Genomic DNA, 24,200 nt, shown 5'->3' with positions numbered 1-24,200 from the left:
CGAACCGTAGAATTCCCTAGCGGAAGGAACGTGTCATGTTCGCAGGGACGCTGGGCAGGAGCCAATTCTTCGTCAGATCCTGCATCGTCGGTATCGCCGAGACGATACTCCTGCTCATCTGTATCGCCGTGCAATACCAGGCCTTCATCGGCCCGCCCGGTGCGGGGCGCTACCAGCTCGCCATGACCGTGTTCCTGGTCAGCGGCTTTTTCTGCTTCAAGCGCATCGGCTTCGCCATCAGGCGCAACCGCGACGCGGGCGGCGGCGATCTCCTGCCCGGCCTCTACGCCATCGGCATCTGCGCCGCGCTCCTCCTGCAGGTCCAGGCTCTGATCGTGCGGACCAATGACAGCCCGCTGAATGGCCTGGAATATGCCGGGTTGCTCTATCTCGCCCTGACCGGCGCCTGGCTTTACCTGCTGCTCGCTGCATCCGAACCGGGCGGAGCCCGGTTCGGCGATGCATCCGCGACAAGCCGGAGCCACTTCGGCAATGGCGACGCGGCAACCGCCCCTTCGCAGCTCTCGCTGGCGATGGAACAGGCGATCGCTGGCACGAAACCCATTCCGGCTGCGCCGATGCCGGCCCAGCCTCAGGGCTTCCTCGGATCGGTCCGGCGCGCGCCACCGCCGCCCCAGCGTACCGAATTCGGCCGGCGCGGCGTCAAATAGGAGCCTCCCGGCTCAGACGCAGCGACCGCCGTCGACGGCGAGCACCGAGCCCGTCACCATGTCGGCCTCGTCCGAGCACAGGAACAGCGCCGCATTGGCGATGTCCTGTGGCGTCGAGAACCGGCCCCACGGAATCGAGGCGGTGAACTGCGCCCGACGCTCCGGCGTGTCCTGGCCCATGAAGGTGGCGAGCAGCGGCGTCTCGCCCGCGACCGGCGCGATGGCGTTGACGCGGATCTTGTCCGGCGCGAGTTCGACCGCCATGGACTGGGAGATCAGGTTCGCGGCGCCCTTCGAGCCGTTGTACCAGGTCAGGCCCGGACGCGGACGCAGGCCCGCGGTCGAGCCGATGTTCAGGATCACGCCGCCGCCATGCTCGCGGAAATGCGGCACGGTCGCACGCGCCATCAGATAGATCGACTTCACGTTCACCGCGAAGATGCGGTCGAACTCTTCCTCGGTCACCTCGGTCATCGGCTTGTTGCGATGGGTGGTGCCGGCATTGTTCACGACGATGTCGAGCCGCCCGACCTTGGCCAGGATCTTCTCCACCGCCTTGTCGACGCTCTTGGCCTTGCCGACATCGCAGGTCACGGCGAAGGCCTTGCGGCCGATCGCCTTCGCGGCCTCCTTGGCCTTGTCGCCGTTGATGTCCAGCACCGCGACGCGCGCGCCCTCGCGCACGAAGGTCTCGGCGATGCCGAAGCCGAACCCCTGCGCTGCGCCGGTCACCAGCGCGGTCTTGCCCTTCAGTCTCATGGTCATTCCCTGTGCTCTGCGATTGCGCGATGTTTGAAACGATTGAGCTTGGCCGTAAATGCGCTTTCGTGCGCGGGCGGGTGCGAAAATCGGATAACGGAACCTTCCCTTCTCCCCTTGCGGGAGAAGGTGGCGGCGCGAAGCGCTGACGGATGAGGGGTCGGGCCATCCTCAATCGCTAGCGATCGGCCTCGCGAGACCCCTCACCCTAACCCTCTCCCGCAAGGGGAGAGGGAACAGGTTTACGCTCCGATCTCCTCACGCAGCATCTCCAGCTCCAGCCAGCGCTCCTCGGCCTCGCCGATCTCGCGCGCAACCTCCTCCAGCCGCGCCGTCGCCTTGGCGAAGAGTTTCGGATCGCGCGTGTAGAGGTCGCCCGCCACGGCGGTATTGAGCTTTGCGGCCTCGGCCTGCAGTGCCTCGATCTTCTTCGGCAGCGTCTCCAGCGCATGCTTCTCGTTGAAGGAGAGCTTGCGCTTGGAGGCGGATGCGGCCAGCACCGCAGTCGCCGCCTTGGGAGCGGCGGGTGTCGTCTTCTCGACCGGCCGCGCCTTGGCCCCGACGCCGCGCCCGCGCTGCGCCAGCATGTCGGAATAGCCACCGGCGAATTCGGTCCAGACGCCGTCGCCATCCGAGATCAGCACTGAGGAGACGACGCGGTCGATGAAGTCGCGGTCGTGGCTGACCAGCAGAACCGTGCCCTGGTAGTCGGCGAGCAGTTCCTGCAGCAGGTCGAGCGTCTCGAGGTCGAGATCGTTGGTCGGCTCGTCGAGCACCAGCAGGTTCGAGGGCTTGGCCAGCGCGCGCGCCAGCATCAGGCGCCCGCGCTCGCCGCCGGAGAGCGCGCCGACCGGCGTGCCGCGCTGGATCGGCTGGAACAGGAAGTCCTTCATATAGGAGATGACATGGCGCGGCTGGCCGCCGACCATGACCTGGTCCGAGCCGCCACCTGTCAGCACCTCGCCGAGCGGCGTCTCCGGATCGAGGCTCTCGCGGCGCTGATCGAGCGTCACCATCTCCAGCGCCGTGCCGAGCTTCACCTTGCCGGAATCCGGCGCGAGCGCCCCGGTCAGCAGGTTGATCAGCGTGGTCTTGCCGGCGCCATTCGGCCCGACGATGCCGATCCGGTCGCCGCGCGCGACGCGCAGCGACAGGCTCTTGACGATGGTGTTGTCGCCATAGGCCTTGGCGACGTCGATCGCCTCGATGACGAGCTTGCCGGAGGCCTGCGCCTCGCTCGCCTCCAGCCGGACATTGCCCTGCGCTGCGCGGGCGGTGCGACGCTGGTCGCGCAGGGCATGAAGTTCACCGAGCCGGCGCTGGTTGCGGGTGCGCCGGGCACTGACGCCATAGCGCAGCCAGTCCTCCTCGCGGGCGATCTTGCGGTCGAGCTTGTGGCGGTCGAGCTCCTCCTGCGCCAGCACCTCGTCGCGCCAGGCCTCGAACTCGCCGAAGCCTCTCTCTGCCCGCTTGGTCACGCCGCGGTCGAGCCAGATCGTGGCGCGCGAGAGCGAGGTCAGGAAGCGACGGTCGTGGCTGATCAAGACCATGGCCGAGCGCAGCGACTTCAGCTCCTGCTCCAGCCATTCGATCACCGGCAGGTCGAGATGGTTGGTCGGCTCGTCCAGCAGCAGGATGTCCGGCTCCGGCGCCAGCACGCGCGCCAGCGCCGCCCGACGCCCCTCGCCGCCCGACATAGAGGCCGGGTTCTCCTGTCCGGTCAGGCCGAGCTCGGTCAGCAGGTATTGCGCGCGATAGGCATCGTCGCCCGGCCCCAGGCCGGCCTCGACATAGGCGAGGGCCGTGTCGAAGCCGGTGAAGTCCGGCTCCTGCGGCAGATAGCGAATGGTCGAGCCCGGCTGGACGAAGCGCTCGGCATGGTCGGGCTCGACGAGCCCCGCCGCGATCTTGAGCAGCGTCGACTTGCCCGAGCCATTGCGGCCGACGAGGCAGACGCGCTCGCCGGCCGAGACCGCGATCTCGGCGGCTTCAAGCAGCGGCTGTCCGCCGAAAGTGAGCGCGACGTCGCGCAGATGCAGCAAGGGGGCCATGATCCGTCCTGTGTTCGGCCTGCGGGATAGACCGCCACTGCTCCGCTGTCACGCCTGACAGAACCCACCTTTGTCATTCCGGGGCTTCGCGCAGCGAAGAACCCGGAACCTACGACCGGGCGAGCGGCTAACAACCGGGCATTGAAGGCCTCACCCGGTCGTAGGTTCCGGGTTCACGCCTGCGGCGTGCCCCGGAATGACAAGCGTCTGGCTCGAAGCGGTGTGATCAAGTGCCATGGCACGGCCCTTGCCAGCTCCTTCCCGCCCCTTATCGTGATCGGGAGCGAGGCCTGATGAGTCCACAAGCGATGCCCAGCGAACGCCCGATCGGGATCGGCCATAATGGCGGCCCGCCGCTGAAGGAGCGCAAGCGCCGCGCCTCTACCGGCTCAGGCAGTATCGGCCGCTATTTCGACTGGCGCTTCGCCCATCGCAAGGCCTGGAAAAAGCCGCGCGAGATCGCGCTCAGGCGCGAGGAGAAGGCCTCGGCGCTGGGACTGACCTACGAGGAATATTCGCTGGAGATCATGGAGCGCGGCTATTTCCCGCAGCCCGAACACGTCGACAAGATCAAGTCGAAAAGGGCCCAGCGACGCAAGGACGGCGGCGTGGTCGGGCAGTCTCTGAAGGGCATGAAGCTGAGCTGAGGCCTCGTCGTCTCAACTGCCAAGCCAGCGCCGGGCCAGACGCGTCGCCGGCTTCTCGAAGAAGCGATAGAGCAGAAGCGCTGCGATCACGGAGCCGGCGAGCGCCAGCGCAACGTAGAGCGCGGGGGAATACAAGCCGAGCCGCAGCACGACCTCGCGCATTCCTCGGATCACGAAGGGATGGACGAGATAGAGCGCGTAGGAGGCATCACCGACCGCGGCCAGAGCCTTCACCGGCGGCAGCGGCACGATGCCCTCACGGCCGCAGCCGGCAGCCAGCATCAGCAGGACAGCCGCCCCGCCGCGCCACAGCACGCTGCTCCACGGCCCATCCGTGCCCGGAACATGGGCAGCAGCGACCAGGAGAGCGGCACCGGCCATCGCGACGGCGATCCGCAATGCCCCGTGCAGTCGCAAGCCCTTCTGCCGGAGCACCGCGATGCCCATCCCGGCTGCGAATTCCAGCACGATCGGCTGCCCCCAGAAGCCAAAGGGCAGCGACAGCGGGCCCCTCAGGTTTTCCACCCCAACCAGCAACGCCAACAGGGCGGCTACCGCCGGCAAGGTCCAGCGCCGCGGCAGCATCAGCCCGGCACTGAACAGGGCGTAGAACAGCATTTCGTAGTTCAGCGTCCAGCCCAGCGAATAGACCGGCTGAACGAAGCCTTGGGTCGAGACCACCGGCCAGAACAGGTAGGAGCCGAGAATCTGCTGGAAGTTCGGCACGCCGGAATTGAGCACGGCCGGAACCGCGAGACCGACCAGCAGAAACAATGTCGTCATCGCCCAATAGAGCGGCACGATGCGGGCGAGCCGGCGCTTCAGGAACAGGCGCCATGCTCCTTCCTGGCCGAACAGGTCCTGCGAGGCATGGACCATGATGAAGCCGGAGACGACGAAGAAGATGTCGACGCCCGCCATCCAGGGCAGGACGTCGCTACGCGTGAAGCTCAGGCCCGCACGGGCCGCGACCACGGCCGCATCCGGCTGGACATGGTGGATCGCGACCATGAAGGCCGCGAGCGCGCGCAGGACCTGGATCGAATGGATGGGCTGCACGCGGACCTGTGCGACGTGGTGAGAAGGCCGCTCAGCCAAACCACAGCCGCCTGGGATCGTCGAGCCCGAAGCGATGGAGATTGGCGGCGATCGCCGCGAGCCCCTGCTCGGCTGCGTCCGTCGCGGTGATGACATGCAGGGCGAAACGCTCCGCCAGCTCCTCCATCGGCGGCTTGTCCGCGAAGGCTGCGCGAATCGCCGCCTTGTCCGCGAGCGGCAGCAGATGCGGCGCGATGCCGCCGGCGATGAAGACACCACCGGTCGCCTTGAAGACCAGCGCGAGATCGCCGGCGACACGCGCCAGCAGGCGCCAGAAGCAGACGACGGCCATCAGCGCCGCCGGATCGCCGTCATGCGCGAGGTGGGAGACATCGGCTGCGCTGACCTCGGCCTCCAACATGCCCGAGGTCCGGGCCACTGCCTTGTGCAGGCGCACCAGCCCGTCACCGCTCAGAAGATGCTCGACGGTGAGGCGCGGGATGCCCTCGCTCAGCGCCGGCCAGATTTTCTGCTCCGTCTGATCCTCCGGGCCGATGCCGATATGGCCGGATTCGGTGGGTATCAGCATGCCGCGCTCGCCACGCATCAGCAGTGCTGCCGCGCCGAAACCGGTTCCCGGCCCCAGCACCAGCCGCACGCCATCAGGCTCGGGATCACCCTCGACCAGTGTCGTGAGATCGCTGGGCTTCAACACGGCGAGCGAGGCCGAGAGCGCCTCGAAATCATTGACCATCAATCCCTGGCTCAGGCCGAGCGCAGTCGCGATCCGCGGGCCATCGAGATGCCAGACCGCATTGGTCAGTTGCGCCTCCCGCCCGTCGAGAGGGCCGGCGACGGCGAGCACGGCCGAGCGCGGCTTCTCCTGGAGATCAGCGAGCACGGCAGCGAAGGCGGACTCCGCCGTCGGATAGCTGCCCGTGCCGATCCGCGCGAGCGGCCGGTGCGCGCACTCCGAATCGCTTACCAGCGAGAGGCGGCAATTGGTGCCGCCGATATCGGCGACCAGGACCGGATAGGAGATCGAGGGCGGGCGCATCAGAGCGGCTTCCGCCAGGGCGCGAACCAGCCGAGCCCTTCGAGCGTGCCGGCCTCCGGCCGGTACTCGCAGCCGACGAAGCCATCATACCCGAGACCGTCGAGTTCGTTGAACAGCGTCGGATAATCAGGCCCCGAGGCATCGGGCTCATGCCGGCCATCGGCGCGGGCGATCTGGACATGGCCGACGAGCGGGTAGAGCGCCTTGAGCTTGGCCGATACGTCGCCATGGATCAGCTCGCAATGATACATGTCGAATTGCAGCCGGACATTGGGCCGGCCGGATTCGCGGACATAGGCCGCTGCCTGGCCGAAATCGTTGAGGAAATAGCCCGGCATATCCTTGCCGTTGATCGGCTCCAGCAGGAGATCGATGCCGTGCTCGCCGAGCTTGTCGGCGGCATAGGCGAGCGAGGCCCGATAGGTCTTCTGCGCGACGGGGTCGTTGGGATCGGCGAGCCCCGCCATCATGTGCAGGCGCTTGACCCCGGTCTCGTGGACATAAGTCAACGCGGTATCGACCGCGGCCCGGAACTCGTCCTCACGGCCCGCCAACGCCGCGATCCCGCGCTCGCCCCTGCCGAAATCGCCGGGCGGCAGGTTGTAGAGCGCCTGCGTGAGCCCGCTGCCCGCCAGCGCAAGCCCGATCTGCTCGGGCGTATGCTCATAGGGGAACAGGAATTCGACCGCCTCGAAGCCCGCCTCGGCAGCCGCCCTGAAGCGGTCGAGGAACTCCCATTCGGTGAACATCATCGACAGGTTGGCGGCAAAACGCGGCATGGGTCTCTCTGCAGGCTGGGCGGTATCGGTCGCCGCAGGCTAAACCGATGCGCCCGCCGCGTCATGGCCAAACGCGGCAGGGAGGCAATGCGTTCCGCTACACCATCAACCACAGGGCAGGTCATCCCGGGCGGAGCGAAGCGCAGACCCGGGATCCAACCCGGAACGGTTCAGGCATGGATCCCGGATCGGCGCGGCTACGCCGCTTGTCCGGGATGACATCACCTTGACGCCGCAGCCGCTTTAAACCTCACTTCTTCTCGGGCTTCGGCGGCGGGTTCGGATCGGTCGAGAAGCGTCGGAACACCATGTCGGGCGAGGAGGTGTTGTGGCGCGAATGCGTCGTGCGCCCCATCCAGATATCGGTCGCCTTGCCGCCAGGATAGGACATCAGCGCTTCCTCGCGCCAGCCCTTGGCGCCGGGCTCACGCAGCGCGATGCGGGCGACGTCGTTGTTGAACTCGGTGACATACATCGAGCGCAGCGCCAGGAAACCCTTGCCGCCGGTCACCGGCTTGTCGAGCACGGCATCGAGCACCATCCGGTTCTCGTCGACGCTGTCGAGCTTGAGACTGCCGGACGAGCCGTCCTTGAAGTTCAGCTTGAAGGTCAGCGTCTTCGGGTCGAATTCGATCTCCTTGATGTTCACGACCGGGCGCCCCTCCTGCTCGATCGGCCCGAACAGGAAGGACGAGCCATAGGAGGAGAAGCCGAGATGCTCCGGCGGCAGCGGCCGAGCACGCCAGTTGCCATCCTGCGGATAGACGACCAGCACCTCATGCGACTTGTCCTTGCCGAGCTTCCAGAGCTGGACCAGATGCAGGCCCTTCTCGACGCGATCGCCGACGCGGAAGGTCGCTTCCGCAGGACGCCAGAAGCTCGGGAAGGTGTAGCCGACCAGCCAATAGTCGATCGATTCATAGAAGGTGACGCGGCGCGGCGGTGTCGGCGGCGCGAAGGACGGATCGCCCTTCATGTCGCAATTCGTCCAGTCGGCATCCCAGTTGTCGCGCACGAGCCCGGCGACATAGGCTGGATGCGCCGCCTCGATCTGGAAGCGCCGGACCTCGGGCGAGACCGCCTTGATCGTGACGTTGTCCTTCTCGGCGCAGAGCACCGGCTCGGATTCGTTCTTCACCTCGACGGCGACGTCCCCAGCTGCCCGCGCGACCGTCAGCGAGGCGAGGAGAGCGAGCGAAACCACGAGCGGGCGAAGACAACGAGCCATGATGATCCCTGATGATGAGGTCTAGGCAGCCTGAGCGCTGCCAGATGAACCGCGGCTGACCGGCTTGTGGCGAAACCGCGGCAGCCGCGACAACGAGCCCGCTTCCGGCGGCCGATGCAGCACTGCTAAGAACGGAAGCCGCAAAAGTTCCCATCCCCGGAACCGACGGAGCGATCGATGCAGCCGCTGCTTTTGGGTGCCGGGGTGGTGATGGCGTTGACGGCGCTGGTCCATTCGGTCGTCGGCGAAATCCTGATCTTCCGGCAACTGCGCAGCGGCGGCATCGTTCCGACTGAAGGCGGCCCGCCGCTCCGGGAACGCCATATCCGGATCCTCTGGGCGAGCTGGCACCTCGTCAGCATCCTCGGCTGGGCGCTTGCCGCGATCCTGATCGCGATCGCGCAGGCGCCGGCTACGCCTCTGCCGAATGCGTGGCTGCTGAAGGTCGCGATCGCAGCCTCGCTGGCGGGTTCGGCGCTGGTGCTGTTCGCGACGCGCGGGCGCCATCCCGGCTGGTTGAGCCTGCTGGTCGCCGCGATCCTCGCCTGGCTTGGCGCGAGCAGCCTCTAAGGCTGCCTCAGCTGGTCAGGATGGCGTAGACATCGCCCGAATTGGCCTCGTGCGGCAGCCCGCGCAGGTAATCGCCCATCGCGTCCGCACTCGCCGGCTCGCCGAGCTCAAGCATCTGGCTCTCGCCGATCGCGACATTGAAGCGATAGGGGCCGAGCGTTTCCAGCAGCACGAGACAGGCTTCGGCAACCTCGCGCTGGATCGTCGTGAATTCGAAGGAGATCACCGGAACCGCCTTGGTCAGGCCGGCCAGCACATGCGCCTCGAAACCCTCGACATCGATCTTGAGCAGCTTCGGCAGGCCGTAGCGCAGGATCAACCGGTCGAGCGTGGTGCAGGGCACTGCGATCTCATGGTCCCAGACCTGTCCCTCCCAGCCTCCGGCACCCGCCGCAGCGCCGATGAAGGCAGCCGAGGCGGTTGAGACCGTCGGATTCTTGCTGTTGATCCTGAGCGCGATCGATCCCTCATGGTCGCCGCAGGCCGCCTCGACCAGCGTTACCAGCGAATCGCGCCGATGGATCAGACGGATGACGCGGGCCGGACCGGGCTGCGGCTCCAGCGCGACGACGCGCGCGCCCAGCCGGCGGAAGGAGGAGATCCGGTCGCCGACATGGGCGCCGATATCGAAGGCGAGATCGCCCGGCGATAGGAACGCCCCGTAGAGCCGGTCCATCGCCGCATGGCGCTCCTTATCACCGTGATAGATGCGCAGCGAGCGCGACAGCGCCTTCACCGTTCCCTTGGGATAGGTGACCGCGTTCATGCCACCTCTCCGTCGCGGATCGCGGCCAGCACCGGCGGCAGGTTGAAATCCTCAGGGATGCCGCAGAGCCCGCGCCGCACCAGCCAGGCGCCGCAGGCCGGCGCCGCCGTCAGCACGGCGAAGGGGATCGCCAGCACATAGCCCGCGGTGAGCGGCAGCGACCAGACCAGAACCGCCGGGGCCATCAGGCCCAGCGTGAGGAAGAGATAGGCCCCGAACAGCAGATGCGGCCACAAGCCGGCGAAGGCCGTGGCGAAGGACAGGGCATGGGCGTCGCGCGCCTGCCCGTTCCAGCCGATCCTCGCTCGGCCGAAGGCGAGGCCGATCATGAACAGCGTCGTGCGGAAGCTCGAGACCGCGCCTTGCAGGAACGAAAACGCAAGCTCGATCGCCGCCGAGGCGAGGAAGCGTGCCCTGCCGCCATAGCGTTCGACACCACCTCGCGTCAGCAGGATGTCGGCAAAGCCCGCGAGCTTCGGCGAGAGATACATCGCCAGGAACAGCAGGTAGAGCCCGCCGGCCAGCACGACCGGGTAGTCGGCAATCGCCCGATCCTCGAAGACCTTGAGAGGGAGAAGCGCGATCATCAGCGTCCAGGCCGGCAGGCCGAGGAACATCAGGATCGCCCAGATGAGCTGGAAGCGGCTCATCGGCTTGAGACCGGGGAGATCGATCAGCCTAAGATATTGCAGGTTGCCGAGGCACCAGCGCAGGTCGCGCTTGGCGAATTCCAGCATGGTCGGCGGGTTCTCTTCCCAGCTCCCGCCCTCGACCGGCAGCACGCGCACCTCGTAGCCGGCGCGGCGCATCAAGGTCGCCTCGACCTGATCATGGCTCATCACCGCGCCGCCAAGAGGCGGCCCGCCCGGCAACACCGGCAGATGGCAGTGATCGCGGAACGGCGCGATCCGCACCAGCGCATTATGTCCCCAGAACGGCCCGCAATCGCCGCCCCACCAGGCCGAGCCCATCGTGTAGGGCCGCATGCCGTGGCGCATGCCGAACTGGAAGATGCGGGCGAAGGCCGAATTGCTGGGCATGCCGACCACGAGACTCTGCAGGATTCCGAGCTTCGGATGGGCCTGCATCATTCGGGCCATGCCGAGGATCGTCTCGCCCGCCATGACGCTGTCAGCATCGAGCGGCAGCATCAATTCATAGCGCTCACCCCAGCGCTCGCAGAAATCGCGGAGATTGCCGGCCTTGAACCCGGCATTGTCGTCACGGCGGCGATAGGTCAGCCGCGCCGGATCGCCGAGTTCGCGCGCCCACGCTTCGGCCAGCGTCTGCTCGGCTGCGGCAACGGCGGGATCGTTGGTGTCCGACAGCACGAAATAGTCGAACCAGGCGCCCTCGCCGGTCGCATCGAGGCTGTCCTTGACGACCCTCAAGCGCCGAAAGGCCCGCGCCGGGTCCTCGTTGCGCAGCGTCATCAGCACGGCGGAGCGCAAGGTCAGCGGCATCGTGTCCTCGCCGGCCGCAACGAAGGGCGCAACTTCGGCAAGCCCATCCGCCTTGCCATGCAGGAGCCAGAGCCCGATCGCGGCGTTCCAGAAGCCGAGCACGGTCCAGGGCGCGCCAAACAGGAAGGCGATGAAGATCGCGACGTCCACGACGCTCCAGCCGCCCGCACCCAGCACGCGCGCCAGCCCGGCGAGCAGCAGGGCCAGCGTGACGAGATTCAAGGCGAGGACGAGGAACCGGCGGCGGCTCAACACCGTTTCGGCCTGCAGCCCGGCCGGCGTCAGACCGTTCGGCCCGGCCTCTTGCGTCGCCCGCCGGAACGTGGTCGGAGCGGAACGCTGGTTCATGGCGGTCTCTGTCATGGTAGGCAGACAGGCTCGGACGGACGGGATCGGACGCGAATGGCGCGGGAGCTAAAGCCTGCAAAATCGACTGACGCAAGGGTAAAGGCTCTTGCGCTTTGGTATACAGCGCCCCGTGAATGCAACCTGAATGAAGTCGCCTTGTCCACCCTCGGCCCAGATGACTGCCTCCTCACCACGCTCTGGAGCGGTGTCAGCCGCGGCACCGAGCGGCTGGTCTGCGAAGGCCGCGTGCCGGTCTCGGAGCATGAGCGCATGCGCGCGCCATTCCAGCAGGGCAGCTTTCCGTTCCCCGTCAAATACGGCTATTGCGCCGTCGGCCGTGTCGATGCCGGCCCGCAGGACATGCTCGGGCGCATCGCCTTCTGCCTGCATCCGCATCAGGATCGCTTCGTTGCGCCACGCAGCAGCCTTGTCCCGGTGCCGGACACGGTGCCGGCCCGGCGCGCCATCCTTGCCGCGAATATGGAAACGGCGCTCAACGCCCATTGGGATGCCGGCTCCGGCCCCGCTGACAGGATCGTGATCGTCGGCGGCGGCGTTCTCGGCCTGCTCGTCGCCTGGCTGGCCGCGCGCTTGCCGGGAGCCGAGGTCACGCTCGTCGATGTCGAGCCGAGCCGGGCCGCTCTTGCCGCGACACTGGGCTTTGGCTTCGCCTTGCCCGATGCCGCCCCCCGCGACGCCGATCTCGTATTCCACGCCAGCGCAACGGCGGCGGGCCTCGAAACCGCCATCGCGGTAGCCGGTACCGAGGCGCGCATCGTCGAGCTCAGCTGGTATGGCGAAGGTGCCGTGCCCGCCACGCTCGGCGGCGCCTTCCATGCACGCCGCTTGCAACTGATCTCGTCGCAGGTCGGCTTGGTATCGGCCTCGCGACGCGCACGCTGGGATTACGCCCGCCGCGCGCAAGCCGCGATGGCACTGCTCACCGACGACAGGCTCGATGCGCTGATCACCGGCGAGATTGCCTTCCGCGAGTTGCCCCAGCGCCTGCCCGGCCTGCTCGCGCCCGGCGCCGCTGGCCTGACCGCCGCGATTTGCTATGAAACGCAGCCCTAACCGGGCCGCATTGCCAACCCATCTCCGGGAGATCGCATGTTTTCCGTCGAAGTCCGCGACCGCATCATGATCGGCCATTCCCTGCCCGATCCCTTCTTCGGTCCGGCGCAGAACATGCACGGCGCCACCTTCGTGATCGACGTCGCCTTCTTCCGGGAGACGCTGAACCGGCAGAACGTCGTCGTCGATATCGGCGCCGCGCTCGACACCCTCGCCGAAACGCTGAAGCCGCTGAAGTATCAGAACCTCGACGCCCTCCCGCAATTCGCGGGCGTGCTGACCACCACCGAGTTCCTCTGCAAGCACATCTTCGACGCCATGGCGGCGGCGGCGAAATCCGGCGCGCTCGGTGCCGACGGCGCAGGCTTGGACAGGATTCGCGTGACCCTGCACGAAACGGACCTCGCCCGCGCCAGCTACGAGGGCGCGCTGGCGTGAGCGGCATCGTCTTCGCCATTCCCGGCGACATCGATGCGCCCACTGGCGGCTACGGCTACGACCGGCGCCTTCTGCGCGAATGGCGGGAGGCCGGCATCGAGGCCCGCCACCTCGCCCTGCCCGGCTCCTTTCCTTTTCCCACAAAAGCCGACCTCGCTGCGACCGAACAATTGCTCGCCGCGACTGGGGCCGGCGACCTCCTGCTCGTCGACGGCCTCGCCTGTGGCGCCTTCCCGGGAGCGCTCGCGGCGCGTTTCGCGGATCGGCTGGTTGCGCTGGTGCATCACCCGCTGGCGCTGGAGACGGGGCACAGCCCGGAGATGGCCGAAACGTTGCGGCGAAGCGAAACGCTGACGCTGCGCCATGCGCGCGCCATCGTGGTCACCAGTCCCGCGACGAAACGGATGCTGGAAGCGGAGTTCGACGTCTCGGCCGGCAAGATCGCAATCGCTATCCCCGGCACTGACCCCGCACCGCGTGCGAAAGGCTCCGGCCGCAGTGATACGCTGCACATGCTCGCCGTCGGGTCCCTCATTCCCCGCAAAGGCTATGGCGTCCTCATCGAGGCGCTGCGGGCCATCGCAGACCGCTCCTGGACCCTGACCATCACCGGCTCGTCCGATCATGCTCCGGGAACGGCGGCGGAATTGTGCGACGGCATCGCTCGCGCCGGCCTTGCCGAACGCATCGTGCTGACCGGTGGCGTCGGCACCGAAAAACTCGCGCAACTCTATGATGAAGCCGATCTTTTCGTGATGTCGTCGCTCTACGAGGGCTACGGCATGGTGCTGACCGAGGCGCTCGCGCGCGGCCTGCCGATCGTCACGACGCTGAGCGGCGCCGGCGCCGAGGCCCTGCCGGACGCCGCTGCCCTCAAGGTGGCGCCCGGCGACGCCGCGGCACTTGCCAAGGCCCTTGCGAGACTGATTGATGCGCCGGCAGAGCGTCGGCAGCGTGCCGATGCCGCGTGGGCCGCCGCCGGCGAGCTGCCGCGTTGGAGCGAGACCGCGCGCATCGTCGCCGAAATGTGCCGGCGCGACGACGGCCGAAAGGTGGGGTGATGGCAGGTTTCTCTCCGGAATGGCTCGCCTTGCGCGAGCCAGCCGATCATGCGGCGCGCAATCCGCAGGTTCTCGCCGCCGTCGGCGGCCATTTTACCGACAAGGCCTCGCTCTCGGTGCTCGATCTCGGCTGCGGCGCCGGCTCCAACCTGCGCGCAACCTATGCCGCCCTGCCCGATCGCCAGCACTGGACGCTGGTCGACCACGACGCCGAACTCCTCGCCTTCGCCCGCCAGCGCCTCACCGACTGGGCCGACGAAGCACGCGAGCAGGGCGAGGAGCTCGTGCTCGCCAAGGGCGACAAGACGATCACGGTCGACACCCGCAAGGTCGACCTGAACACCGATCTCGAATGGGTGCTGGGCTGGCAGCCCGACCTCGTCACGGCCGCCGCGCTCTTCGATCTCGTTTCGAGGCGCTGGATCGAGCGTTTCGTCGCGGCGCTCGCCAGCCAGCATCTGCCGCTCTACGCCGTGCTGACCTATGACGGCCGCGAGACCTGGCAGCCGGAGCATCCGGCCGACACCGGCATCCATGCCGCCTTCACCGATCACCAGCACGGCGACAAGGGCTTTGGGCCGGCCGCCGGCCCGAAAGCCTGCGAGATCATGGCCGAGGCCTTCCGCAAGTCGGGCTTCGCCGTCTCGAGCGGCGACAGCAACTGGCTGCTCGACGCCAAGCGCCGGCCCTTGCAGGAAGCGCTGGCGGAAGGCATCGCCGCGGCCGTCGGCGAGACCGGCCGTCTCGATCCCAAGGCAATCGCGGACTGGCTCGCGGCGCGCCGAGAGGCTCAGTCGGCGATGATCGGCCATCAGGACCTCTGGGCCCGGCCAATCTGAACTTGACGTGTCTCCACGGAACCGCGCCGTCTTTCCGGGGCATTGCGCAGCAATGAGCCAGGAATGCGTGAACCCAGCGTTCCCGTCATGGTCGGGCTTGTCCCGACCATCCACGTCTCCTTTAGTGCCGTGCGGTGTCCAAGACGTGGATGCTCGCCACAAGGGCGAGCATGACGAGCTGCAACAGCGCCGTGTTCAATGGATTCCAGGCTCAGGCCCGCGGCCTCTCCCTCCTGGAAATTCTATTTCAGCCAAGGCAGCATGCGCCGCATCACACCATCCTTGAGGATCAGGTAGTGGTGCAGAGCCGCGCCGATATGGATCAGGGCGAGCGCTCCGATCGCCAGCGCGAGCTTGCCATGCACATCGAGCACGCGCTTGGCCGCTTCCTCATTGGGCTTCGCCAGCGCCGGCAGGTCGAACAGATCGAAGATCGTCAGCGCCGGGAACAGTGAGACGCCGATCCAGCCGAGCAACGGCACGACAAGCAGCAGACCGTAAAGTAGCCAATGCACCAGATGCGAGGCTGCCTTCTGCCACCAGGCCAGCGTCGGCTCGTCCGGAGGAGCACCGTGCAGCAGGCGATAGGCGAGTCGGCCGGCCATCAGCCACAACAGCAGGAAGCCGGTGAGCTTATGCGCGCTGTAGAGGCCGTTGGTCAGCCCGTCCCAGATATTCAGCACATTGCCGCGATAGCTCATCGTGAGCCCGACCGGGATCATCACGAAGACCGCGGCCACCGTGATCCAGTGCAACGTCCGGGCGACCGGGCTGTAGACGCGGGTAGCCGGCATTTCGCCTTGCATTGGAAAGTCTCCTCACCTTCAACCGGGACGCCATTCATCTCACGTTCAAGCGGATGCGCCCATAGGACGGCGATCCGCTGCGAAGGTTCCCGCTCCCGCCTGCCGACAGAAGCCATCTGACGTGGTTTTGATCGTGGAACCGGTTCCGTGCCGGCCACGTTGCTGGTGGATCGGGCAGCGAGGCCCTATATCGAGACCCGATGGTGCCCTGGATGCCCCTCGGCCGGTCGCCGGCCCAATCTGACGGACTTTTCGATGCCTGAGTCGCGTACGCTCTTCGGCCCATCCCTCAAGACAGATCTGGTGAAGGTCGAACGGGTGATCGCCGAGTTCCGCGCCGGCCGCCCGGTCCTGTTCCGAGATGGCGAGCGCCTTGCGCTGGCCCTCTCCGCCGAGCTCGCCGACGCCGACCTCGCCCGTCGCTTCGACACGCTGGCGCAGGGCCGCGGCCATCTCGTACTGAGCGCCGCGCGCCTGCGCCGCCTCGGCGCCAAGGGGCGCCTGGAGACCGGCATCTTCGCGCTGCCGACCATCGATACCGGCCGCATCGAGACGCTCGCGCTCAAAATCGACAGCCGCATGGATGCGCCCGTAGCCCCAGCCTCCACCCTCGACGAAGCCGCGCTTGAGCTGGCGCGCCTCTCGCTCGTGCTGCCGGCTGTCATCATCGTCCCCGTGAGCGCTGAGACTGTCGCCGGCGAGCCGCTGATCGAGATCGGGATCGCCGCCGTGAACGGCTACCGCGCCGAGCAGGCGGCGACGTTGAAGATCGTCGGCCGCGCGCCGGTGCCGCTCGAAGGCGCGCCGGAGACCGAATTCGTCGTCTTCCGCGGCGGCGAAGGCCTGCGCGACCAGGTTGCGATCATCGTCGGCAAGCCTGATCTGTCGGCTGCCGTACCGGTGCGCCTCCACTCGGCCTGCCTGACCGGGGACCTGTTCGGCTCGCTGAAATGCGATTGCGGCGACCAGCTCCGCGAGACCGTGCAGTGGATGGCCGAGAACGAAGGCGGCATTCTGCTCTATCTCGACCAGGAAGGGCGCGGCAACGGCATCTCCAACAAGATGCGCGCCTACAAGCTGCAGAGCCAGGGCTGGGACACCTATGACGCCGACGAGGTGCTCGGCTTCGATCTGGACCAGCGCCATTTCGACTTCGCCGCGACGATGCTGAAGCAGCTCGGCGTTGCCAGCGTCGTGGCTCTCACCAACAACCCGCAGAAGATCGGCGCGATCGAGGCTGCCGGACTCGAGGTCGCCGCGACGCAGCGGGTTCTCGGGCGCCCGAATGCGCATAATGTCCGCTATCTCGCCTCCAAGCGTGACCGTGCCGGCCATTTCATCGACATGGACGCGCTGATGGCGCGCGCCGCCCCAACGGATTGACCGCGTTCCCGCCCGTGATCAGGCCAGGCTGATGCCCGCGCCCGAAAGCACCTCGCCCGACAGTCCCGCACGCTGGCCGCTCGCCAGTGTCTGCGCAATCGTGTTCATCGCCTGGCTTGCCCTGTCCTGGCCGTGGCTGTCAGGCACGCTCACCATTCCCTGGGATGCCAAGGCGCATTTCCACCCGCAGCTCCAGTTCCTCGCCGATGCCTTCCACAAGGGCCTCTCGCCGTTCTGGACGCCCTATGTCTTCTCCGGCTCCCCGCAGGTCGCCGATCCGCAATCCCTGATCTTTTCGCCGTCCTTCGCCCTGATCGCAGCGCTGAACCCGGCCCCCGACTTCCGCTGGAGCGACGGCGCCGTGCTGGGCACCTTGCTGCTCGGGGCGCTTGCCATCGTCCTGATCTTCCGTGACCGCGGCTGGCATCCGGCCGGTGCCGTGGTCGCGGCCCTCTCCTTCGCCTTCGGCGCGGCCGCCGCCTGGCGCATCCAGCATGTCGGGCAGGTGCTCAGCCTCGGCTATTTCGCGGTGACGCTCTTCCTGCTCTCGCGAGCGCTGGAGCGCGGCTCGATCGGCTATGGCTTCGCCGCCGGCATCGTCTCCGGCTTCATGGTTCTGGGCCGCGATCAGGTTGCTCTGCTGGGCGTCTATGTGCTCGCCGGACTCACCATCGCCGCCATCTTGATGGCGCAGAGCCCATGGCGCGCCTTCCGCGCCAGCTTGCCGCCGCTCATCGCCGGCACGCTCGGCGCCGTCCTCGTCGCGACCGTCCCGATCCTGCTGACCGCCTTCATCGCGCAGGAATCGAACCGGCCCGTCATCGATTTCGTCGAGGCCGGCAAGGGCTCGCTGCATCCGGCGGCCCTCCTCACCGGGCTCTTCGCCAATCTCTATGGCGCGGCCGGTCCGCTCGCGGATTTCTGGGGCGCGCCGAGCCCGGCATGGGAAGCGCGCTTCGGCCCGCTCGGCCTCTTCCTCGCCCGCAACATGAGCCAGCTCTATCTCGGCCTGCTGCCGATGGGCCTGATCCTCACGGTGGGCCTCGTCCGCGGCGCGCTCTGGCGGCGCGAGATCGTCCCGCTCACCATCGCCGCGATCATTATCCTGCTCTTCGCGCTTGGCCGCTACACCCCGGCCTTCCGCGTGCTGTTCGAACTGCCCGGCATCAGCTTCTACCGCCGCCCGGCCGACGCGCTCTTCATCCTCGGCGCGCTGCTTGCCCTGCTCGGCGGCTACCTGACCCATCTCGTCATGACCGGCACTGCCCCGAAGGCACGGCCCTGGCAGATCGCGCTCGAAGCGCTGATCTTTGCCGGCGCTCTCGCTCTCGCTCTCTGGCTCGCCTGGACGGTCGGGCGCATCCCGGTCGCGACCGTGCCGCTCGTCATCGCGACGCTCTGCGGCATGCTTTCGCTCGGCGGCCTCATTGCCGCACGCGGGCTCGCGGGGCGAGGCGCGGCCCTCGCAGCCACCCTGGTGCTGGCCGCAACGCTGACCATGGATCTCGCGGTCAATAACGGCCCGAGCGAATCCACCGCCCTGCCCGCATCGACCTATGACGTGCTGCGCCGGGACAGCAGCAACGACACCATCGCCCTGCTGAAGCGCGAGACCGCTGGCACCATGGCCCCCGACCGGCGCGACCGGATCGAGCTAGCGGCCATCGATTTCCATTGGCCGAATGCCAGCCTCGTCCACGATCTCGACAACACGCTGGGCTACAACCCGCTGCGGCTGGGCCTCTACAGCAAGGCGACCGGCGCCGGCGATCATGTCGCCCTGCCCGATCAACGCACCTTCTCCCCGCTGATGCCGAGTTACCGCTCGCTGCTTGCCGACATGCTGGGCCTGCGCTTCATCGCGACCGGAGTGCCGGTCGAGCAGATCGACAAGCACCTTAAACCCGGCGACCTCAAGCAGATCGCCCGGACCAAGGACGCCTTCGTCTACGAAAACCCGCGCGCCCTGCCCCGCGTGCTGCTGCTGACCGATGCCCGGAAAGCGGATTTCGACGCGATCCTCAAGACCGGCGAATGGCCTCAAGGTTTCGACCCGCGCCGCACCGTCCTGCTCGACCGCGATCCCCCGCCCTTGCCCACCGGGCCGCTCGGGCCGAACAGCGTCGCGATCCGCGACTACGGCACCACGACCGTGACGCTCGCGGCCGAGACGGCGCGGGGCGGCTATCTCGTGCTCAACGATGTCTGGCATCATTGGTGGCAGGTCGAGATCGACGGCCAGCCGGCGGAATTGCTGCGCGCCAATGTTCTGTTCCGAGCCGTCGTCGTGCCGCCCGGCAAATCGACGGTGCGCTTCGTCTTCCGCCCGTTGCAAGGGCTCTGGCACGACATCGGGGCACATCTGCGCAAGCCTCCGGCAACGCAGCCCGGTTAGCCCGCCGGCCCCAGCGAGAGGCGAGAATCGCCTCTCCTGCCAATTTCCGCCGCGCTGTCGTGGCAGAGAGCCCGCCTGACAACCAGACTTGCGAGACGACGATGACGACGGCATCCGCTTCGACCCGAAGCGAGAAGGCGACACGGCGCGAATGGCTCGGCCTGATCGCGATCGCCCTGCCCTGCATGATCTATTCGATGGATCTGACGGTGCTGAACCTCGCCGTGCCGACGCTGACGCGTGAATTGAAGCCGAGCGCCAGCCAGCTCCTCTGGATCATCGACATCTACGGCTTCATGGTCGCCGGCTTCCTGATGACCATGGGCACGCTGGGAGACCGCATCGGCCGCCGCCGCCTGCTGATGATCGGCGCCGCCTTCTTCGGTGTGGCCTCGACGGTCGCCGCCTTCTCGAACAGCGCGGAAATGCTGATCGCGATGCGCGCCGTGCTCGGCATCGCCGGCGCGACGCTGGCGCCCTCCACCCTCTCGCTGATCACGGTGATGTTCACCGACGAGAAGGAGCGCACCTTCGCGATCTCGATGTGGATCGCCAGCTTCTCGGCCGGCGCCATCATCGGCCCGGTCGTCGGCGGCTTCCTGATCGAGTATTTCTGGTGGGGCTCAGTCTTCCTGATCGCCGTGCCGCCGATGCTCCTGCTGCTCGCGATCGGGCCGATCCTGCTGCCGGAATATCGTGCTCCCAACGCCGGTAGCCTCGATGTCTTCAGCGCGCTGCTTTCGCTCGCGGCCGTGCTGAGCCTCGTCTACGGCATCAAGCACTGGGCAGCCGAGAGCTTCGACTGGCTGGCCGCAGCAGCCATCCTCGTCGGCCTCGCCTTCGTCCTGATCTTCATCCGCCGCCAGAAGCGGCTTGCCGACCCTATGGTCGATCTCGCCATGTTCCGCATCCCGGCTTTCCGGGCGGCGCTGGCGATCAACCTCGCCGGCATCCTCTTCATGTTCGGTAGCTTCATCTTCCTGGCGCAGTATTTCCAGCTCGTCGCCGGTTTGACGCCGCTGCAGGCCGGGCTCTGGTCGCTGCCCTCGGCGGTCGCCTTCACGCTCGCCTCCTTCGTGACGCCGGCTCTGGTCGGGCGCTACAAGCCGGCGACGCTGATGGCCGGCGGCATGGCGCTCTCGGCGCTCGGCTTCGTCTGGCTCGTCTTCGCGCCGAGCCTGATCCAGATCGTCGCGGCCTCGGTCGTGTTCTCGATCGGCTTCACGCCGGTGATCACGCTGACGACCGGCATCGTCGTCGGCTCGGCCCCGCCCGAGCGCACCGGCGCGGCCTCGGCCATGTCGGAAACCTCGGCCGAACTCGGCGGTGCGCTCGGCATCGCCGTGCTCGGCAGCCTGGGTGCCGCGCTCTATCGCAGCCGCATGGCGGATGTCGCGGTGTCCGGCGTCAGTACGGATGCGCTGGCTCCCGCACGCTCGACTTTGGGCGGTGCGCTGGCGCTGGCAACGGGGCTCTCGCCCGATCAGGCCGGACCGATGCTGGCGCGCGCCAGCGAAGCCTTCATGGTCGGCTTCCGCGCAGCCGCCGTACTCTCGATCATCGGCATGCTGCTCTGCATGGTCATCACGCTGACGACCCTGCGCGACGCCCGCACGGGCGACGCGCACTGAAAACTGGTCTTAGGCCAGCGCGCCCATCGCCGCGATCGGCTGGACGGGCAGTCCGTCCAGCACCTTGGCGAGGCCGGGCGCGTCGACCTCCCCGCCGCGCATCGTTTCGTCGCGGTGGATGCCACCGGCGATGAACAGGCTGTCGAAGCCCATCAGGCGCGCCCCGGCGAGGTCGGTGCGAACCGCGTCGCCGATCACCAGCACCTTGGCGGGCTCGACCGAACGGCCGCCACGCGCATCGGCAGCACCCGCCAGCGCAAGGTCATAGGCGGGGCGATAGGGCTTGCCGGCCCAGGCGACGGAACCGCCGAGCTCCTCGTAGATCGTCGCGAGAGCACCGGCACAGGGCAACAGGTCCTCACCGACATGCACGACGAGATCGGGATTGCCGCAGATGAAGGGCAGGCCGCGCCGGGCGAAACGCTCGAGCAGCGGCCGGTACTGCTCCGGCGTCTCGGTGCGGTAGTCGTTGAGCTCGGTCGCGACGACGATATCGGCCTCGTCCTCATCGACGAGCGTGACATCGAGCCCGTCGAACACGGCCCGGTCGCTCTGCCAGCCGATATGATAGGCTTGGTTGTGGTGGCTCTGAGCGATCAGGGCGCGCGTGACGTCGCCGGAGGTCACGAGCCGGTCCCAGGCCTCTCGCGGCACGCGCTTGGCGTCGAGCAGCCCGGCGACCTGCTGCGACGGCCCCGGCGCGTTCGAGAGCAGGACCACGGCGCCGCCGCGCTCGCGATAGGCCATCAGCGCCTCGCAGGCCGGCTCCAGCGCCCAGAGCCCGTCATGCACGACGCCCCAGACATCGCTGATCAGCACATCGTAGCGGGCGAGGAGATCGCCCGCCTGCTTCAGAACCGGAACACTCATCAGGAACGCGCCTCCGCGGCGATGCGCGCCTCGACATCGGCACGGCGCGGCAGCGGCGCGACCGCGCCATAGCCCAGCGTCGACAAGGCGGCTGCGACATTGGCGTAGGCACCAGCGGCGAAGGCATCACCCGTCCGCAGGTATTCGGCGAGGAAAGCGCCGTCATAGCAATCGCCCGCGCCAGTCGCGTCGATCGCATCGACCTTGATCGGCCGGAAGCGCTCGCGCCGCACCGGCGTCGCCACCAGCGAGCCCTCATGGCCGAGCGTCAGCGCGACCACGCGCGCACCGAGCCCGAGATAGAAATCAACGATGGCATCGGGATTGTTCAGGCCGGTGAGCTGCGTCGCATCGTCGAGGCCGGGCAGGATGATATCCGCCATGGCACAGGCGGCATGGATGATCGCCCTGGCGCGGGTCAGTGGCCAGAGCTTGAGCCGCAGGTTGGTATCGTAGGCGGTGAGCACGCCGGCCTTGCGCGCGGTATCGAACGCGTCGAACACGGCATCGCAGGCGCTGGCCGAGATCGCCTGGCTGATGCCGGAGGCCTGGATGATCCGGGCGGAGCGGATCAGGTCGCGCGGCAGGTCGCGCGGGCCGTAGAGGCTCGCGGCCGAACCGGCGCGCAGATAGGAGAAGACATGGCCGGAAGGGCCGTGATCGACGAAATAGAGGCCGGTCGGCGCGCTCGGATGGGTCGCGACATGGCTGTCATCGACGCCCTCGCGCTTCCACAGGCCGCGGATCGAATGGCCGGCGCTGTCATCGCCGAGTGCACCGAGATAGCCGACCGACACGCCCTGGCGCGCCGCCGCGACCGCACAGTTCGAGGTGTCGCCGCCATGGCCGAACAGGAAGGCGCCGCTCTCGGCACGGGTCGCATTGAACTCGCCGAGCGGTTCGCCGAGGCAAAGAAGATCGAAGCGGCTGTCGGTCACGTTTCAAACCATTCAGATGGCGCGGGAACGCCGGGAGCACCGTCTTCCTAGAGCATCGAATGGCAAAGTGAAATCCGGTTGTCGGCGAAGAGTTCGGCAGCCGGGAATGCCCGGCCTCAACCACCTACTCCGCCGCTTCCCGCTTCGGGGCCGCGCTCATGAGCCTGTCGGCCAGAGAGACGATCTCCTGGCGCAAGGCCGCGTGGTCGAGCCCTTCGCCTCCGGCACGGCGCAGGGCCGAAATCTCGTCCATGAGTTGGGTGCGATCGGCGCGGGCCTGGGTCAGCGCGCCCTGAAGCGTCTGAAGCTCGGCCCGCAGCATCTCGACCTGGCTCTCGCGTTCATTCTGGGCATCCTGCAAGGCCGTGACCTCCTCCCGGTTTCGCCGCTTGGCGGCCTCATGGTCATCCTTCGCCATGGCCAGCGCCTGTTCCAGCGTCTCTTGTGCGTCCCTGGTAACGGCGTGTTCGGCCTCTTCCTGCCGAAGCCGCGTTTCGAGCTGCTGCGCCGCCACGCCCGTCGCGCTGGCACGGGCATCGGCCGCGGCAAGTCCAGCCTCGGCCTGTGCGGCTCTCGCGCTGTAGGCATCGGCCCGCACCCGCTCGCCATCGCGCTCGCCGGTCATCGCACGAAGTTTCGCCTCGCTGCCGGCGAGACGCTCCTCGGTCGCCGCGAGCTTGCCGGCGAGTTCGTCGCCCTTGGTCTGCAGCACCATGATGCGGGTTCCGTCCTCGACCTGCGCGACGCGCAGCTTCTCGGCGCCGCTGCGGCTTTCGGCCAGTTCCCGCTCGCGCTCGGCCAACAGGGTTTCGATCCGCCCGACGGTCTCGCGCTCCCGATCCAGTTCGCCGCTCCGCGCCACCAGATCGGCGCCGGTGCCGGTCAAAGCCGAACGGGTCTCTTCCAGACTGCGTTCGAGGCTCGCGAGATCCGCCACACGCTTTTCCAGAGTGGCCGTCGTTTCGCCATGGCCACTGCGCTCGCTCGCAAGCGCGGCCCTGGTGTCGGCAAGCTCGCTGCATGTCGTCGCCAGATCGGTTTCGAGCCCGCCGATGCGGCTGTCGCGCTCGCCGAGTTCGCGTTCCTGCCGGCCAATCGTCATGTCGCGCCGGCCGACCTCCTGCATCGCGCCGGCCCTCGCGGCGAAGCCGCGCTCGGCATCCTGCTCGACTGAGCGCATGCGCAGGGCAAGCTCGGCGCGCAGATGGTCGCGATCGGCGGCAATTTCGGCAAGAGAGAGCGGGAATGCCGCTTCGGCCCGCTTGCGCGCCAGCCTGTCGGCCCGCCGCGCCAGCGCCGGCACGGCCGCCAGGGCCAGCAGAGCGGCGCAGAGGAAGCCGAGCGCGAACAGCATGGCGGCTTCGATCAAGTCTCAGAACTCCCGGCTG

22 protein-coding genes are annotated in these 24,200 nt (G+C 67.7%); 10 read left to right on the top strand and 12 right to left on the bottom strand.

The features are described 5' to 3' along the window. Positions 1-35 precede the first annotated feature (35 nt). Positions 36-671 (top strand): hypothetical protein, encoded by a 636-nt coding sequence (locus ACODTJ_RS03850; RefSeq protein WP_454655901.1) that lies wholly within the window; start codon positions 36-38, stop codon positions 669-671. A 12-nt stretch (positions 672-683) separates the two neighbouring features. On the opposite strand, the gene ACODTJ_RS03845 is transcribed toward ACODTJ_RS03850, so the two are convergent. Together ACODTJ_RS03845 and ACODTJ_RS03840 are read right to left on the bottom strand one after the other, a co-directional pair. Next, positions 684-1,430, bottom strand: a complete 747-nt coding sequence (locus tag ACODTJ_RS03845; protein ID WP_488847624.1) for an SDR family oxidoreductase — start codon at positions 1,428-1,430, stop codon at positions 684-686. Between the two features lie 242 nt (positions 1,431-1,672). Next, a complete protein-coding gene (locus ACODTJ_RS03840) occupies positions 1,673-3,484 on the bottom strand; it encodes an ATP-binding cassette domain-containing protein (protein WP_454658956.1) in 1,812 nt (603 codons plus the stop codon). A 305-nt stretch (positions 3,485-3,789) separates the two neighbouring features. On the opposite strand from ACODTJ_RS03840, the gene ACODTJ_RS03835 reads away from it, so the two are divergent. Further along, positions 3,790-4,128 carry a hypothetical protein gene (locus ACODTJ_RS03835; protein WP_488847597.1) on the top strand — a complete coding sequence of 113 codons (339 nt, stop codon included), beginning with the start codon at positions 3,790-3,792 and terminating at the stop codon, positions 4,126-4,128. Between the two features lie 12 nt (positions 4,129-4,140). Here ACODTJ_RS03835 and ACODTJ_RS03830 read toward each other — a convergent pair whose 3' ends face one another. The 4 genes from ACODTJ_RS03830 to ACODTJ_RS03815 all read right to left on the bottom strand — a co-directional run bounded on the left by ACODTJ_RS03830 (position 4,141) and on the right by ACODTJ_RS03815 (position 8,230). Continuing rightward, positions 4,141-5,187 (bottom strand): acyltransferase family protein, encoded by a 1,047-nt coding sequence (locus ACODTJ_RS03830; RefSeq protein WP_454655899.1) that lies wholly within the window; start codon positions 5,185-5,187, stop codon positions 4,141-4,143. Positions 5,188-5,218: 31 nt separating this feature from the next. Next, complete coding sequence (locus ACODTJ_RS03825; protein ID WP_454655898.1) at positions 5,219-6,223, bottom strand: glucokinase; 1,005 nt, start codon at positions 6,221-6,223, stop codon at positions 5,219-5,221. Beyond that, positions 6,223-7,002, bottom strand: a complete 780-nt coding sequence (otnI, locus tag ACODTJ_RS03820) for a 2-oxo-tetronate isomerase (RefSeq protein WP_454655897.1) — start codon at positions 7,000-7,002, stop codon at positions 6,223-6,225. Before otnI ends, ACODTJ_RS03825 begins: the two co-directional genes overlap by 1 nt. A gap of 250 nt (positions 7,003-7,252) precedes the next feature. Further along, positions 7,253-8,230, bottom strand: coding sequence for a hypothetical protein (locus ACODTJ_RS03815; protein WP_454655896.1), 978 nt, complete (start codon positions 8,228-8,230; stop codon positions 7,253-7,255). Between the two features lie 177 nt (positions 8,231-8,407). Between ACODTJ_RS03815 and ACODTJ_RS03810 the strand changes: the two genes are divergently transcribed. Continuing rightward, positions 8,408-8,800 carry a hypothetical protein gene (locus ACODTJ_RS03810; RefSeq protein ID WP_454655895.1) on the top strand — a complete coding sequence of 131 codons (393 nt, stop codon included), beginning with the start codon at positions 8,408-8,410 and terminating at the stop codon, positions 8,798-8,800. Positions 8,801-8,807: 7 nt separating this feature from the next. On the opposite strand, the gene ACODTJ_RS03805 is transcribed toward ACODTJ_RS03810, so the two are convergent. Together ACODTJ_RS03805 and mdoH are read right to left on the bottom strand one after the other, a co-directional pair. Further along, positions 8,808-9,566 carry an FkbM family methyltransferase gene (locus tag ACODTJ_RS03805; RefSeq protein ID WP_454655894.1) on the bottom strand — a complete coding sequence of 253 codons (759 nt, stop codon included), beginning with the start codon at positions 9,564-9,566 and terminating at the stop codon, positions 8,808-8,810. Further along, positions 9,563-11,377: a glucans biosynthesis glucosyltransferase MdoH gene (gene mdoH / locus ACODTJ_RS03800; RefSeq protein ID WP_454655893.1), complete on the bottom strand. Its 1,815-nt coding sequence runs from the start codon at positions 11,375-11,377 to the stop codon at positions 9,563-9,565. The genes ACODTJ_RS03805 and mdoH overlap by 4 nt, the downstream gene beginning before the upstream one ends. Before the next feature lie 156 nt (positions 11,378-11,533). Here mdoH and ACODTJ_RS03795 point away from each other — a divergent pair, with 156 nt between their 5' ends. From ACODTJ_RS03795 to ACODTJ_RS03780, 4 genes are read left to right on the top strand one after another with little or no spacing between them, the layout of a single operon-like run. Beyond that, complete coding sequence (locus ACODTJ_RS03795) at positions 11,534-12,451, top strand: zinc-dependent alcohol dehydrogenase (RefSeq protein WP_454655892.1); 918 nt, start codon at positions 11,534-11,536, stop codon at positions 12,449-12,451. Positions 12,452-12,487: 36 nt separating this feature from the next. Further along, the gene (locus ACODTJ_RS03790; protein ID WP_454655891.1) at positions 12,488-12,889 is read left to right on the top strand and encodes a 6-pyruvoyl trahydropterin synthase family protein; all 402 of its coding nucleotides are present in this window, start codon (positions 12,488-12,490) and stop codon (positions 12,887-12,889) included. Beyond that, positions 12,886-13,950, top strand: coding sequence for a glycosyltransferase family 4 protein (locus tag ACODTJ_RS03785; protein ID WP_454655890.1), 1,065 nt, complete (start codon positions 12,886-12,888; stop codon positions 13,948-13,950). Before ACODTJ_RS03790 ends, ACODTJ_RS03785 begins: the two co-directional genes overlap by 4 nt. Next, positions 13,950-14,789 carry a class I SAM-dependent methyltransferase gene (locus tag ACODTJ_RS03780; protein ID WP_454655889.1) on the top strand — a complete coding sequence of 280 codons (840 nt, stop codon included), beginning with the start codon at positions 13,950-13,952 and terminating at the stop codon, positions 14,787-14,789. Before ACODTJ_RS03785 ends, ACODTJ_RS03780 begins: the two co-directional genes overlap by 1 nt. Before the next feature lie 242 nt (positions 14,790-15,031). Here the strand turns inward: ACODTJ_RS03780 and ACODTJ_RS03775 are convergent, their stop codons facing one another. Then, entirely contained in the window at positions 15,032-15,595 is a 564-nt protein-coding gene (locus ACODTJ_RS03775; RefSeq protein ID WP_454655888.1) for a cytochrome b, read from the bottom strand. 255 nt (positions 15,596-15,850) lie between these two features. On the opposite strand from ACODTJ_RS03775, the gene ribA reads away from it, so the two are divergent. The 3 genes from ribA to ACODTJ_RS03760 all read left to right on the top strand — a co-directional run bounded on the left by ribA (position 15,851) and on the right by ACODTJ_RS03760 (position 21,004). Then, a complete protein-coding gene (ribA, locus tag ACODTJ_RS03770; RefSeq protein WP_454655887.1) occupies positions 15,851-16,978 on the top strand; it encodes a GTP cyclohydrolase II RibA in 1,128 nt (375 codons plus the stop codon). A 31-nt stretch (positions 16,979-17,009) separates the two neighbouring features. Next, positions 17,010-19,373, top strand: a complete 2,364-nt coding sequence (locus ACODTJ_RS03765; RefSeq protein ID WP_488847590.1) for a glycosyltransferase family protein — start codon at positions 17,010-17,012, stop codon at positions 19,371-19,373. 101 nt (positions 19,374-19,474) lie between these two features. Continuing rightward, a complete protein-coding gene (locus ACODTJ_RS03760; protein ID WP_454655885.1) occupies positions 19,475-21,004 on the top strand; it encodes an MFS transporter in 1,530 nt (509 codons plus the stop codon). Between the two features lie 9 nt (positions 21,005-21,013). Here the strand turns inward: ACODTJ_RS03760 and ACODTJ_RS03755 are convergent, their stop codons facing one another. The 3 genes from ACODTJ_RS03755 to ACODTJ_RS03745 form a co-directional block, all read right to left on the bottom strand. Continuing rightward, positions 21,014-21,874, bottom strand: coding sequence for a TIGR01459 family HAD-type hydrolase (locus ACODTJ_RS03755; protein WP_454655884.1), 861 nt, complete (start codon positions 21,872-21,874; stop codon positions 21,014-21,016). Continuing rightward, the gene (locus ACODTJ_RS03750) at positions 21,874-22,812 is read right to left on the bottom strand and encodes a sugar kinase (RefSeq protein WP_454655883.1); all 939 of its coding nucleotides are present in this window, start codon (positions 22,810-22,812) and stop codon (positions 21,874-21,876) included. The genes ACODTJ_RS03755 and ACODTJ_RS03750 overlap by 1 nt, the downstream gene beginning before the upstream one ends. A gap of 124 nt (positions 22,813-22,936) precedes the next feature. Further along, positions 22,937-24,181 (bottom strand): coiled-coil domain-containing protein, encoded by a 1,245-nt coding sequence (locus tag ACODTJ_RS03745; protein ID WP_454655882.1) that lies wholly within the window; start codon positions 24,179-24,181, stop codon positions 22,937-22,939. Between the last annotated feature and the right edge of the window lie 19 nt (positions 24,182-24,200).

Source organism: Allobosea sp. FG18, from assembly GCF_057809495.1.
Note: the sequence above shows the minus strand (reverse complement) of the source record. Positions and strands in the feature narration are given on the sequence as shown.